The 13,381-nt window shown below is 42.9% G+C and carries 11 protein-coding genes; 7 read left to right on the top strand and 4 right to left on the bottom strand.

What is annotated here, in order from left to right; all coding sequences use genetic code 11:
- Positions 1-53: 53 nt before the first annotated feature.
- From CS948_RS16820 to CS948_RS16810, 3 genes are all read right to left on the bottom strand, one after another.
- Positions 54-650 (bottom strand): YIP1 family protein, encoded by a 597-nt coding sequence (locus tag CS948_RS16820; RefSeq protein WP_099292936.1) that lies wholly within the window; start codon positions 648-650, stop codon positions 54-56.
- A gap of 2 nt (positions 651-652) precedes the next feature.
- Positions 653-931 carry a DUF2089 family protein gene (locus tag CS948_RS16815; RefSeq protein WP_099292934.1) on the bottom strand — a complete coding sequence of 93 codons (279 nt, stop codon included), beginning with the start codon at positions 929-931 and terminating at the stop codon, positions 653-655.
- 184 nt (positions 932-1,115) lie between these two features.
- Positions 1,116-2,960, bottom strand: a complete 1,845-nt coding sequence (locus CS948_RS16810) for a biotin/lipoyl-containing protein (RefSeq protein ID WP_099292932.1) — start codon at positions 2,958-2,960, stop codon at positions 1,116-1,118.
- A 205-nt stretch (positions 2,961-3,165) separates the two neighbouring features.
- Between CS948_RS16810 and coaD the strand changes: the two genes are divergently transcribed.
- Entirely contained in the window at positions 3,166-3,639 is a 474-nt protein-coding gene (gene coaD, locus CS948_RS16805; RefSeq protein WP_099292930.1) for a pantetheine-phosphate adenylyltransferase, read from the top strand.
- A gap of 406 nt (positions 3,640-4,045) precedes the next feature.
- Here the strand turns inward: coaD and CS948_RS16800 are convergent, their stop codons facing one another.
- The gene (locus CS948_RS16800) at positions 4,046-4,636 is read right to left on the bottom strand and encodes a DUF4251 domain-containing protein (RefSeq protein ID WP_099292928.1); all 591 of its coding nucleotides are present in this window, start codon (positions 4,634-4,636) and stop codon (positions 4,046-4,048) included.
- 657 nt (positions 4,637-5,293) lie between these two features.
- Between CS948_RS16800 and CS948_RS16790 the strand changes: the two genes are divergently transcribed.
- The 6 genes from CS948_RS16790 to CS948_RS16765 all read left to right on the top strand — a co-directional run bounded on the left by CS948_RS16790 (position 5,294) and on the right by CS948_RS16765 (position 13,376).
- Positions 5,294-5,830: an RNA polymerase sigma-70 factor gene (locus CS948_RS16790; protein WP_099292924.1), complete on the top strand. Its 537-nt coding sequence runs from the start codon at positions 5,294-5,296 to the stop codon at positions 5,828-5,830.
- Positions 5,831-5,904: 74 nt separating this feature from the next.
- Complete coding sequence (locus CS948_RS16785) at positions 5,905-7,068, top strand: FecR family protein (RefSeq protein WP_099292922.1); 1,164 nt, start codon at positions 5,905-5,907, stop codon at positions 7,066-7,068.
- 114 nt (positions 7,069-7,182) lie between these two features.
- Entirely contained in the window at positions 7,183-10,659 is a 3,477-nt protein-coding gene (locus tag CS948_RS16780; protein WP_255302054.1) for a SusC/RagA family TonB-linked outer membrane protein, read from the top strand.
- A 5-nt stretch (positions 10,660-10,664) separates the two neighbouring features.
- Positions 10,665-12,245 (top strand): RagB/SusD family nutrient uptake outer membrane protein, encoded by a 1,581-nt coding sequence (locus CS948_RS16775; RefSeq protein ID WP_099292920.1) that lies wholly within the window; start codon positions 10,665-10,667, stop codon positions 12,243-12,245.
- Between the two features lie 4 nt (positions 12,246-12,249).
- Entirely contained in the window at positions 12,250-12,933 is a 684-nt protein-coding gene (locus CS948_RS16770) for a hypothetical protein (protein ID WP_099294632.1), read from the top strand.
- A gap of 17 nt (positions 12,934-12,950) precedes the next feature.
- The gene (locus CS948_RS16765; protein WP_099292918.1) at positions 12,951-13,376 is read left to right on the top strand and encodes a hypothetical protein; all 426 of its coding nucleotides are present in this window, start codon (positions 12,951-12,953) and stop codon (positions 13,374-13,376) included.
- Positions 13,377-13,381: the final 5 nt, after the last annotated feature.

Here is a 13,381-nt window from a genome sequence, read left to right as displayed (position 1 = left end):
TGACTTTTGCCTCCCTCATCGAAACCGTAATAATAAGATAAACTAAGGTGTGATTACGAATTATAGCATAAGTTGATTAACACCCGGCAGATCAAATCACCCCCTATAATAGCGATAGCGTAGAGTATTCCCAGACGATAGCCTTTCAAGTTGCACGACACCCGTAGCGCGTGAAACATCCATATCAGTACCCAAACAAAGAAAATCAGGGAAAATAAAGAGAACCATACGCCTTTTATAAATTCCGGTTGTGCAAGTAATTCCTGTATGGATAGAGCGTTCGGGTTGAGTTGTGTCATAAACCGGAGCGAAGGTATAAAGTAGAAAAGGTTCATGATAATAAAAGGCAATTGAGCGAATGCCACAGTTCCCAAGACATCGACAATACGGATGCGGGAGCGAGAAAGTAATAATCCCTCGAGGTAAAACAGAATGGCAGGAATAAGCCATATCACCAGATGTTCGACGGCGAAACACCACCATGCCGGATTGGGTGCCCAACCAAAGTGTAATAGCCCGTGATAATGTAATCCGGTGGAATAGGAGAGTAAGGTGGCAAGCACAATACCGAGGAAACCCCATCCTAATGCCGAGTAGCCGGCTATTCGTGCGAAAGGATTGAACAATAAATTGAGTCGTTGTTTTTTCATAGCTATTCCATTTTATTTAGTTTGTCAATCAGATCATCCAGTACGTTGCGCACCGTGGGGTAACTGACTCCCATGTTTTTTGCCATGTCTTTCAAGCTGCCGCTGGACTTTATGAAAGCAATGGCAAATTGTTGTTCGTTTTCCGTCAGTCTGGCTAATACCGGTAGCTCGAATGAACCGCACACTTCCGTGTCACATTCTTCACAAAAGAGTCGTCCGACCTTTAGCGTGGAGTCGCATGCCGGACATCTTAGGGGTAATCGTTTCTTTGATGTATTCATAATACGGATTATTATTTGCAACAAAGGTAATTAAATAATCAATATTATGAATGTATAAATGAATAAAATTAATATCTTGTTTTATTTTATTTATTTGAAGTGAGATGAACGTTCTTCAAGGGGGGAGGGTATTAAACAAAAAAAGGAGCTATTGCAGCTCCTTTTCCAGTATTTGAATCTTTAATCAAATTTCGATTTCGATCAATTTAGCTCCGGCGCTAACCGATTTACCTTCTTGGGTAAGAATACGTTTTACTCTACCGTTATAATCGGATGTTATGTTGTTTTCCATCTTCATGGCTTCGAGTACAAGTACGTTCTGACCTTTGGATACGGTATCTCCGGGTTTTACCAGAATCTTGAAAATATTTCCCGGCATAGGTGCTTCTACTACTTTTCCGGTAATAGGCTCGTCTTTTTGAACATCTTCTTTTTGTTGTGCTTGTCCTTCTTTATGGGTTGCTTGGTAGCGGGCTTCTTTCTGTTTCGTCAAGAAGGTTTTAGCTACAGCGGGGAAAAGTTCCAACAAAAGAACTTCTTTCTCGTTCTCGGCAAGTTTTACGCCACCAAATTCTGTCAACACGGGATTTTCCTGCATTTGATATTTGGAAGTGTCATACGGGATTTCCTCGCGAGTTCCGGCAATTTTCAGACGGAATTCCGGATCTACCGGAACGGGAGTTTTTCCGTATTCCCCTTTCACTAACGCGACGAATTGATTAGACGTGTTGGAATACATCGGTTTTCCGTTCTTCACGTCCAAAGCACAGTTCACGGCTTGAGCACCCACGATCTGGCTGGTCGGGGTTACCAGAGGAGGAAGACCTGCTGCTAAACGAACAGTCGGTATCAACTTCATGGCATCCTCGAGGATATCCATAGAATTCAATTGTTTCAATTGGGCTACCATGTTGGTGTACATACCACCGGGAACCTCGGCTTTTTTCACGAGCTCGTTCGGTTTCGGGAAGTTGAAGTATGCCTCGATAGCGTGGCAAGCTTGTAACAATGCTTCTTCGTTGTTGTTCTTGGCAGCGGCGATAGCGTCGTCGAATAGCTTGTCTATGTTAGCAGGAAGCGTGTCCGTGAGCGGGTTGAACGGATTCGGGAATTGTTTAACGGCGTCGAACGCTTCCAACTCTTTCCGGATGTTGTACAACTCTTTATTGATTTTGGCAACGGCTTCCATGTTTACATCCATTTCTATGCCTAATTTCTGGCAGAAGATATAAATCAACTCGATAGCCGGAGCGGCAGGACCACCCGCGAAGTTCCAGATATTGGTATCCACGATATCTACCCCGTGCACGATAGCGGAAAGTACGGCTCCAAGTCCGTAGCCGGGAGTACAGTGGGTATGGAAGTCTACCGGGATTTTCAGGTTTTTCTTGAAAAGCGGAAGTAATTCGGCGATACGTGCCGGGTTAATCAGACCACTCATATCCTTGATCGTGATCATGTCAGCCCCGAGAGCTTCCATTTCTTTTGCTTTATTCAAGAAGTACTCGTCCGTGAACACGGGTTCCGGGTTCTTTTTACCTTTCAACTTATCCATCAGGCTAAGTTTCGGGTATTTCGGGTCAATCGTGTAACAAACCGCGCAATCAGCCATACCACCGTATTTCTTCACGTATTTGATGGTCGATTTCACGTTGTTCACGTCGTTCAAAGCATCGAAAATACGCATGATTCCTAAACCGGACTCGATGGCGTTTTTACAGAAGCCTTCGATAATTTCGTCGGTATAGGGAGCGTAACCGAACAGGTTACGACCTCTTGACAAGGCGGTCAGTTTAGAAACATCACCTACAACGGCTTTGATTTTTTCCAGACGATCCCACGGGTTCTCGTTCAAATAACGCATCACGGAGTCGGGTACTGCACCACCCCATACTTCCATCGCATAGAATTTTGCGTCTTTGTAGAAAGGTAACACGCGGTCTACTTGGTTTTGATTCATTCTAGTCGCGAATGAAGATTGTTGACCGTCTCTCAATGTCAAATCTCTAATGAGTAATTTTCGTGCCATGTTTTATAAGAATTTAATTGTTATGTGTTTATTCTATTTTAATGCTTCAAATCTATTCAAAAAAAAAGAGTTTTCCTAATAATACTCATGAAAAATCAAAGAAAAACTAACAAATTTTTGGATAATTGACAAAGATGATTTTAATTTGTAACTTGAGATCGGATGTTTTACTTCTAAACATCGGAAGAATTATAAATAATACGTCATGGAAAAAATTGCTGTGTTTCCGGGATCCTTTGATCCGTTTACGGTTGGTCACGAGGAGATCGTGAGAAGAGGGTTGAAAATTTTCGATAAAATCATTGTTGCTGTCGGTATTAACGCTGTAAAGCAGGAGTTCTTGGATGTCGATACACGTATCGCTATTATTGAGAAAGTCTTCAAAGACGTGAAAGAAGTAAGCGTGATGAGTTATTCCGGGTTGACTGTTGATTTTTGCGAGCAGCAAAATGCCGGTTTTATCATCCGGGGACTGCGCACGGCTGCCGACTTCGAGTACGAGCGTGCCGTGGGACAGATTAACAAGGCGATGGATTCCAATGTGGAGACCGTATTCTTGCTGACGTCGCCCGAACATACTTTTATCAGTTCCACGATCGTTCGGGATATATTCATGAATGGCGGAGACGCGACTAAATTCCTGCCTTCAAATATTACCACCGAAGATTTACGGCAATAAGGAGGTTGCGGATTTTGGATTTAATGATTTTGGATTTTAGATTGAGTTTCGGGGAGAACTCGATCCGGGGTGTGTTTGGCTGTTGTCGGTTACATATGTTTTAAATTATACATATTGCTAACCTGATTATAGGGTAATGCTCTATCTTCTTCGTGGCTTTGTCAGAGCTCAAACGTAGCAACTATATTCCCCTGTATGGTTGTTATGTTTGTGTTCTGTTTGCGCTCTGGCGGAGGGGTAGTATTACCATTGATTTACCATGGGATTTTGCACGAAAGACTCCGTTACTTTATAAACTTTATGAACCTTACAAACTTTATAAACCAAAGAGGGCGTTCGAAAAACGCCCTCTTCACGTGTGAAATTGAGTAATTGAATATTAAACGAGAGTATTTTATATAGTTGTTTAGAAACTAAATCCGCTCTGGAATATATTCGATTGGCTGTACGGAACCAAGTTACCGGAGAAGGTCAGTTCACGACCGTTCGTGTTCGAGGTTACGGTTGCGGTAGCGTAGTTACTTCCATAACTCATGCGTACGGTTACTTGCGCGAATAAAGCGGCTCCCATGACGTTGAACGTGTAGGTGATGTTACCGTTTTTGTCCACTCTTTGGTTGATGCTGGAAGGCCAGCCGGTCAGCGTGATTCCGCCCAATCCGTTCGGTCCGGGATTAAACCCGTTGAATGCCAACTGTACGGATACCTGATTGTTGTCCATGGCCACGAAGTTCGTGTTGTTGGTAACAGGTATTGCTGCCCCGAAGTTGTTGAATAGGGTATTGGCTTGTAATACCCAACTGTTGTTCTTGAGGGCTTTTACTGCGTCCTGATAAGCGATCATATTTTGTTGTTCGCGTACTATTTTCCGGTGCATACGCATACATGCCCTGTGTGCTTTTCTCTTTTCCCTTATTTCTTTTTTGGTTTGTGCCTGCATGGCAAAGTCACTGAAAAGGAATGTAGTCATTGCCAATAAAAAAATAACTTTTTTCATAGCGTCTCTTTTTTATTTTGTTTAATTAGTTTAGTTTGTGAATTTCTCGTATTCCCAACCCCCTCTTTTCCGCTAGTCTGATGAAAGAATGAGTGATAGAGTATCAAAATTCTATGGCATATACGGCAATAAGAGCGAGAGGGTTCAATTTCTCGCTTTAAAAAAAGTTTAATAATTTATGGATTCTGTGATTTTATGGTTGTCCGTGAACGATATTTCACGTGTGGACGGGGGATATAGATATCGTAAGATAGTAAAAAAAGGTGTGGCAAAAATCTATTCGCCACACCTTTTTTTATGATTCACGCACCTATTTGCTTTTTCTGTTTTTCAGCGGTGTTTCGTGCGTGGCTTCTTCTGCCACGTAAGATGGTACATGTTTTTTGTCTTTGCTTTTTTTCGGTTTTTTGTTACCTGCGGCACCCATAATAAATCCTCCTGATAATTTAATAATTAAAACAATAAATTTATAATGAGTAGAAATCGGTTATTTGAAAATAGCTGTTCTATTCACGGGCAAAGACAGACAAAAGATATGCCAAACAAGGAAGTGGTGTCAAGTTGGTGAATTTATGATGTCAATTTGACAGTGATAAAGAAAAAAGTTTTTTCAGTTTATTTTATATTTATATATTTGTGTCGTATATGTGAGAATGCATGATAAGATCGGTTGATTATAAAGGGATTTTCGAACAGTTATTTCGGGAGAATTATATTCGCCTGTGTTATCATGCCTATAGTTTTTTGAATGATGAGGAGGCTGCAAAAGATGCTGTTAATGATGTGTTTGAAAAAGTGTGGGTTAATTTCGAGAAGATAGAACGTACCCAATCTGTTCTTCCGTTACTATATACATTGGTACGTAATCATTGCGTGAGTTTGCTCCGGCATAAGAAAGTGAGGGAGCGTTTTAATCAAGAGTTGCGATTGAAGGATGAAGCGACGGATGAGGGATATATGGAATATGAACTTCTGATCGAGCGTTTGCGGCAGTCTGTGGAGAAACTACCCGGTCAAACGAAGGTCGTGTTCAGAATGTGTTTCCTTGACGGGAAAAAGTATCAGGAGACAGCAGATGCGTTAGCGATTTCTATTAATACGGTCAAAACACATATAAACAAAGCTTTACGGATTCTTCGAGAAGAGTATTCCGATTATTCTTTGCTGCTGGTTATACTTTCTTCCAAAAAATAAATAAAAAAAGTAGTCATTGACATCACCCGTTTTTAGTCGTTGAGCGTGTTAGTATAAAATAATACACTAGAAGTATGCAGGACGGCTTTAAAGATAAAGATATAGAATTTGCGTTGCACGTGTTACAGCATGTAGAATGTCATGATGATAGGGAGGTAAAAGCTTGGTTGGAGGAGAAAGATCACCGTGAGCTATTAGAAGAATTACGACGTTTTCGGGAAGCGGGTATGCGGGAAGCGGAAAGTCTGAACGTGGACGAGAATTACCAATGGCGGTTGTTGGAGCGGAGAATGGTGGCACGGAAAAGAAAGAATCATATCCGGCATATAGTAACGGGAGTTGCTGCCGCAATAACTATATTGATAGTTGCGAGTGTAATCATTTATTATCAACAAAAGGAAAATACTTCCGGGGAAATACCTCAATTGGCTCTAAGAGCGGGAACAGATGTGGTGAAACTGATTACCGGCAAAGGGGAAGAATATATTTTGGCTTCTTCGACGCTGAACGATAGCGATACTTTGGGGTCCCAAGGTATTGTTATTGATTCCGTGGGAGGATTGAAATACATGAGGATATTACACGATACTATCCGTCCGGAGGAGTTTCACACGATACAGGTTCCCCGCGGCGGAGAGTATATATTGGTACTGGATGACGGTACCCGGGTGTGGATCAATTCCGAATCGGAATTACGGTACCCGGTGGCGTTTCGTGATTCAGTAAGGAAAGTTTATTTGAAGGGAGAGGCTTATTTCGAGGTGAAACGCGATGAAAAACATCCTTTCGTGGTAGAAACAAGCGAGTTGTGTACTCGTGTGTTGGGAACGGAGTTTAACGTGCAGTCTTACGAGAGGCGGGAGGTGAATATTACTTTAGTTGAAGGTCGTGTTGCGGTGAATAAAAACGGGAATGGCGCGGGAGTGATCTTGAAACCGGGTGAAAACGCTTCATACAACGGGGACAGCCTTTACGTGGAAAGCGTGGATGTGTTGAAATACGTGTCGTGGAAAGAGGGTTTTTTCTATTATAATAATGTGCGGTTGGAAGATATTTTGAGTGAGTTGGGACGGTGGTTTGATTTTACCGTTTTCTATCAGAATCCCGAAGTGAAGGATTACCGGTTTAAATTTTGGGCTAATCGGAAAGATACGGTGGAACAGGTACTGGAGCGTCTGAATGAAACGGGGAAATTGCAAATTGAAGTAAGAGGGAAAACGGTAACCGTTTCCTTGTAATAGATAAATAGACGAGGACTGATTCTAATATAAAAGGGATAGTCGTAACCTATCCCCTTTGTAATAATTCAGTTCATCGGAAAGATGAACATGTTTAATTTTAACTACAAATGTATGGAAAAAAAATCGATTTCACCTCATACCAGAGGGCGAAAAACGAGTAATCGGGTGAAACACATGATGTATGTCCACTTGGTTCTTTTTTTAAGTTTGTTTTGCATGACGTCAGTCGTGTTCGGTCAGCAAAAGAAATTGAGTTTTAAATGGAAAGACGTGCCTTTGTCAGATGTATTCAATGCGCTGGAAAAGGCGGATGTCTACAAGTTCGTGTTTAACTACGAGGACACAAAACTTTACAAGGTGACTCTGGACGTGGAAGGGAAGAACGTGTTGGAGATACTGGATTCGGTGTTAAAGGAGAAACCTTTTTCTTACAAGACGGAAGGTATTTATATTATGATCCGGTACAAGGAACCGGAGGGTAAACGATTTATCGTGGAAGGGAGAGTGATTGATGGGAAAGCGAATCCGTTACCCGGGGTTACCGTGTTGCAGGAAGGAACGACGATCGGTACGGCTACCGATTCAGACGGGAAGTTTAAAATTCTTCTGACGAAGGAGAAAGGGACGCTGTTGTTGTCATTCATCGGGTACAAAAACCAGAAAGTGGCTTACGAAGCGGGAAAACCTGTTGTCGTGAAAATGGAAGAAGAGGTGACGGATTTGGACGAGGTGGTGATCCGTGCTTACGGAACCCAGAACAAGAAAGAGGTGGTGAGTTCAATTACTTCTATCAAGGCGGACGAGATGAAGGAACTTCCCTCGCATAGTATATTGAGTATGTTGCAAGGGCGTATGGCAGGTGTGGATATCGTGAACCAGTCGGGAGCTCCGGGTGCGGGAGGTAACCGGGTAGCCGTGCGGGGATATAATTCCCTGATGCAAGAAGGTGCCACGGACGGGCAACCCTTGTACGTGGTGGACGGAGTTCCGATGTTTTCGTTTAATTCCCCGACTACAGGTACAAATACATTATCGGATTTGGATCCCTCGATGATTGCTTCCGTGGAAGTGTTGAAAGATGCGGCAGCAGCGGCAATTTACGGTTCGCGTGCCGGGAACGGGGTGATTTTGATTACGACGAAAAAAGGACAAGCCGGAAAGGCAAAGTTTTCTGTTAACCTTTCTTATACCGCCTCTTTTTTGCCGGTTACGCCCGAGCAGACAGGAGGACGTTTGGAGAGAATGACCAAGATATATAATTTACGGCATAGCCTAGATGCGATATACGATGATTACACGCAGTTGAACAGATATCCCACTTCTTATGAAGATGCTTACAGACAGGGAGATGGCGGATATGATGCTTGGTGGGGAAACGGTTATTCCGGATCGGCAATGGATCATACTATTCTTCAAGATAGCTTGAATCCATTTTATAATAACCAGACGAATTGGTACAAGTATAGTTTCCAGACGGGCAAGGTTCTTAATGCCAATATTCAGGCTTCCGGAGGATCCGATAAGATACAATACATGATAGGAGCAGGGTATTATAATGAAAAAGGTATCATGTTGAGCAGCGATTATTCCCGGGCGAATTTGATGGTGAATTTAAGTGCCAAGCCGGCACCGATTATGACGGCTGCGGCACAAGTTTACATGGCATATATGGATAAAAGCCGGAATTTGAATAGTGGAGGGGGACGGCGTAATATTGAGGGAATGACGGTAGATCCCGCTTCACAGACTACTTTATTTCCCGGGCACGGTAAGATCAACGACGAATTTCTGGCAAAGATCAACCATACGGTGTCCCGCAATGATAATTATCGTTTAATCAGTAGTTTGAACTTGGAATTTCAACTGTGGAAAGGGTTAACACTCTCGGGTGTCGGTGCGATAGATTACGCGCAGTTCAATGTAAATGAATTTAGACCGAGTATTTTGGATGGAGCGCTTCATCGTAATTCTTCGGCGGGACAAATTTCCCGGAGTATTTCATTAATGAATGAAGAATTGTTGAAATATAGGGTAGAGATTGCGCGGAAACACACGGTGGAGGCTTTGTTAGGTTTTAATATTTCTAAAGAACAGAGCTTTGATAACAAAGGCATCGGCTACGAGGGTCCGAATGATAATGTCTATTGGTACTCTGGTCCTGGGGGTGTCGCGAATTATCAGCCTGAGGGCTACGAACCGCGCTGGGAATCCAGAACGGATTATTCTTCCGATTTCCAAGAAAAGACGATGTTGAGTTATTTCGGTCGTTTGAGTTATAATTTCAAGAAGTTGTATATCGCGGAGTTCGCTTTCCGTCGGGACGGGTCGTCTACGTTCGGGGCAAATGTACGTTGGGCAAACTTCCCTTCAATAGCCTTCGGTTGGAATTTCGCGGATGAGGCTTTTTTAAAGGATGTATCATGGTTGAATAGCGGAAAATTACGTTTGAGTTGGGGAAAGTCCGGTCAAATATTTAAAGAAGCCTATATGGCGTACGGGTTGATGTATAAAAACGGATTATTCCAGGGTAAACCGGGAATGACATCGCTACAGGCTATTGCTCCCGATCTTACTTGGGAGAAAACGAAACAATATAATGCCGGTTTGGATCTGGAATTGTTCGAGTATCGGTTGAATGTTAAATTTGATTACTATAACAAATTGACCTACTCGTTGATTTCAGATGTTCCCCCCTTTGGGGATATGAATGTGCTGGATAGTTTCAAGAGAAATTCCGGGGAGATTTCCAACCAAGGAGTAGAATTGGATTTGAAGGCGGATATTTTCCGGCAAAGTGAAGTGAGGTGGAGAACCCGATTGAATATTTCCCGGAACTGGAATAAATTGGTCGACACGTACAACGGTAAGGATATGGTTGATAACGTGTTGAAACGAGGGTTGTTTGGGGTATATGTTTTCAATGATAACGGGTATTTCCAGAATGAAAAAGAAGTCCCGGTTTACTATAATAACGAAGGTTATCCTATTTATTTGAATCGGGTTCAAGGTGAAATCAGTGGTATGGTAGGTGAGAGGAAGATTCAGGATGTAAATGGTGACGGCGTGATAAATGATAATGATATGTTTTATATCGGTAGTGCCTTGCCTAAAGCGTACGGCGGATGGGCAAATGAAATTTCGTGGAAGAATTTTGATTTGAATATTCTTTTCAATTATTCTTTGGGACGGAAGATGATCAACGCGGTAAGTTATTCGTCACCTTTTAGTATTGACGGTCCGATATTTCGTGATTTGCCCAAGACTACGTTTTGGGAAAAGGAGGGTGACGTGACGGATTTGCCGCGTTTGGGAGCCTCTATAACTTACCCGGAGTTGCGTTCCAACGTGGAACGAGTGAATATGCTTCGATTAAAGCAACTTACTTTAGGGTATAATTTACCGGAGAAATGGGCTAAGAGATTCTATTTTAGTGGAATCCGCTTATTTGTTACGGGTGAAAATATTTGGACTTGGTCAAATTATTCCGGCACAGATCCCGAGGTTGTGGATATGGATTACGGGATAGATGGTGGAAAAGCGTATCCTTTACCGGAAAAATGGACGTTTGGGTTAACTCTTAATTTTTAATAATTATGAAACAGTATCTTATATATATTGTTGTGGGATTTCTAGCCATGTCATGTAGTGGCTATCTGGACGTAAGACCGGAAAATTCAACGACTTTTAATAATTATTTCCGTTCCGGGCAAGATGCAGAAGCTCTGCTCAATTCGATGATGAATAACGTGCGTATTGCCGAAAATTCGGATATGTTGCATATTGCTGCCGGTTTGAAGGTGGATAATGTAGTAAGTGATTACCGGGGGACGCCAATCTATCGGGCACGTCAATTAGCACCGGTAAGTTATTTCAAATCAAGTTGGAGGAATTATTACGCTGCCATTAATGATGCGGACGTGATGTTGGACAATGCTTACCGTTTTCCCATGTCGGAGGAGATTGTTGATATTTATCGTTTACAGGCTTATTTCGTGAAAGGATTATGTTATTTCTGGCTTGCCCGGGCGTGGGGGGAGGTGCCTATTGTTCCCGATAGCGAGTCTATTGAGATTAAATTAGCGAAAAACAGCGTGACGGAGGTATTGGAAGAAGCGACAAAATGGGCGTTGAAAGCGATGGATTTGCCGAAGTATGAAGACTTGAAAGATTACGCGGGCAACAAGAGAACCACGAAACAATACGGGAGTAAAGGAGCTGCCGCTGCCTTGTTAGCTAATATTTATGCTTGGCGGGCAGGTCTTGAGAACAAAAAAGAGTATTGGGAAGAAGCCGAGAAATATTGCACGATGATTATTGAAAACAAGGTCGGCGCGTATGGTTTGGGAACCGACCCGGAGGACGTGTGTAACCGGGTATTCAAGGGTGGAAGCGAGGAAAGTATATTGGAAATATACAGGACTTTCACTGCTGCCGGGGAATTCACTGAATTGGCTTATGTCGGGGAGCAATTTGCGGGTTGGCCGGTAAGGACAGACATGGAAGTGAGTTTCTCGTACCCCGATGTATTGGAATTTAACAAAACCACGATTAACGAACTTTATCCCGGTGATGATTTGAGAAGGAAAAGTTATTTCTACGGGATAGATTCCACAGAATTCCATGTAAAGGTTAAGGTATTTAATCCAGAAACGTGGGAAATGGAAGACGTGATAAAAGTTTTCGATAACACGAAAATAGAGAAGGCGTATATAAATGTATTTCGTTTCCCTAGTTACACGTACACGGGTAATGATAAAGAGAAAGTTTTCTTGGGAATGGAGATGTATAAAATAGTCTGGCGTCTGGCGGATATTATGTTGTTGAGGGCTGAATGTCGTTGTCGTGCCGGGTTGCCTGACGCGATGGAGGACGTGATAGCTATTCGGGAGCGTGCCGGGTTGACGGGAGCGGATTTGACGGATGATTTTGGCGGGGATGTACAGTTGGCGATATTCAGGGAACGGGAGCGGGAGTTGTTGTTCGAGGATACCCGGTATTACGACGTGATCCGAAATGGCGTGGAATACGTGCGGCGGGAGCTTTCTGAAACTTTCAGCCGTTTGTCCGACAAGGATATCCAGAATGGGGCATTATATTATCCGGTGGGCTCGTCTGCCATGAATAATAATGATTTGATTTTGCAAAATGTATATTGGAATACAAAAGTACAATAGGGCTATGAAACATATATTGATATTAGGCTTTGTATGTCTGGTTTTAGGCATGGGAGGCTGTGTACAGGATAATTTTATTAAATCCGGGTTGCATAGCGGTCGTTTTGACGGTAGCTTGTTGGAGTATTTAAAAGCCCCGGGGCATTCTTACGACTGGGATTCCACGGCTAGATTGGTGGAACAAGCTGGTCCCGATGTGGTTCGTCTGTTCGAGGGAAAAGACACGGAACATCCGGAGATTACTTTTCTTGGACCGACGAATCACTCTATTCGCAGGTATATGTTGGAAAATGACATAGAGCGAATCTCGGATATGGAGCCGGATGTTTGCAAGGATTTGTTATTACAATGCATCATCGATGGCAAGTTATACCGGGATGATGTTCCGAGAGGAAAATATGATGAAGATGAAGCTATGCCGGGAGAGGGCGGTAAGTATTATCCTACATTGAGTGGAAGTACCGTTTGGTTGTACACGCACCAGCAGACGTTACAGGGAATCCCGGACGTGGGAGCTGTTTCCTTGGGCGTGTATTCACAAAGTGCGTTCCGTGATTTTTCTATCGCCTCTTCCAATATAGAACCGGATCATTGCGTGGTGCATTCCTTGTCATATAACTTCACGTTAGGGGATTTCGGGGAAATGGAAGATTGGGAAGATCCGGAAGATTGGGAAGATTTTGAGTAATAATAAAAGAGAAAGTTATGAAACGGATATTATTTATATTGAGTGTTATATACTGCGGGCTTGTGTCATGTGACGAGAAAGAGGGTTATTTGATAACGGAGAATGCTGTTTACGACCCGGATACGATGATCGTGCGTCTTACGCCGGACCCGGAATTGGATGCGGTACGGATAGAGTATGAATCTCCGTGGCAATCTTTGAAAATGCAAGGATACGAGGGAACCGAACGAATTGATTTTTCCGTGGAGTCTGTCTCTTCAACAGTTGGAGAAGAGGCTGCCGCTACTTTCATGCAGGAACTGACCATATTGGCAGGCGGGGGTGTGATGCGTTATCCGTATAAGGGCAAGTCGCCCGCGGGACGGTATACCGTGTCGGTTCGGTTGACGGGACCCGGGTATAGTCAGGTGGTAAAGGATGCTTTTACATTTATCTTAAAATGAAAGAC

Source organism: Butyricimonas sp. Marseille-P3923 (genome assembly GCF_900184685.1).
GTDB classification, from domain to species: Bacteria; Bacteroidota; Bacteroidia; order Bacteroidales; family Marinifilaceae; genus Butyricimonas; species Butyricimonas muris.
The sequence above is the reverse complement of the archived record's forward strand: the minus strand, read 5'-3'. Positions and strand labels throughout refer to the sequence as shown.

Coding starts and splice junctions, on each gene's coding strand:
- CS948_RS16820 (WP_099292936.1), bottom strand. CDS start 650: ATGAAAAAACAACGACTCAATTTATTGTTCAATCCTTTCGCACGAATA.
- CS948_RS16815 (WP_099292934.1), bottom strand. CDS start 931: ATGAATACATCAAAGAAACGATTACCCCTAAGATGTCCGGCATGCGAC.
- CS948_RS16810 (WP_099292932.1), bottom strand. CDS start 2,960: ATGGCACGAAAATTACTCATTAGAGATTTGACATTGAGAGACGGTCAA.
- coaD (WP_099292930.1), top strand. CDS start 3,166: ATGGAAAAAATTGCTGTGTTTCCGGGATCCTTTGATCCGTTTACGGTT.
- CS948_RS16800 (WP_099292928.1), bottom strand. CDS start 4,636: ATGAAAAAAGTTATTTTTTTATTGGCAATGACTACATTCCTTTTCAGT.
- CS948_RS16790 (WP_099292924.1), top strand. CDS start 5,294: ATGATAAGATCGGTTGATTATAAAGGGATTTTCGAACAGTTATTTCGG.
- CS948_RS16785 (WP_099292922.1), top strand. CDS start 5,905: ATGCAGGACGGCTTTAAAGATAAAGATATAGAATTTGCGTTGCACGTG.
- CS948_RS16780 (WP_255302054.1), top strand. CDS start 7,183: ATGGAAAAAAAATCGATTTCACCTCATACCAGAGGGCGAAAAACGAGT.
- CS948_RS16775 (WP_099292920.1), top strand. CDS start 10,665: ATGAAACAGTATCTTATATATATTGTTGTGGGATTTCTAGCCATGTCA.
- CS948_RS16770 (WP_099294632.1), top strand. CDS start 12,250: ATGAAACATATATTGATATTAGGCTTTGTATGTCTGGTTTTAGGCATG.
- CS948_RS16765 (WP_099292918.1), top strand. CDS start 12,951: ATGAAACGGATATTATTTATATTGAGTGTTATATACTGCGGGCTTGTG.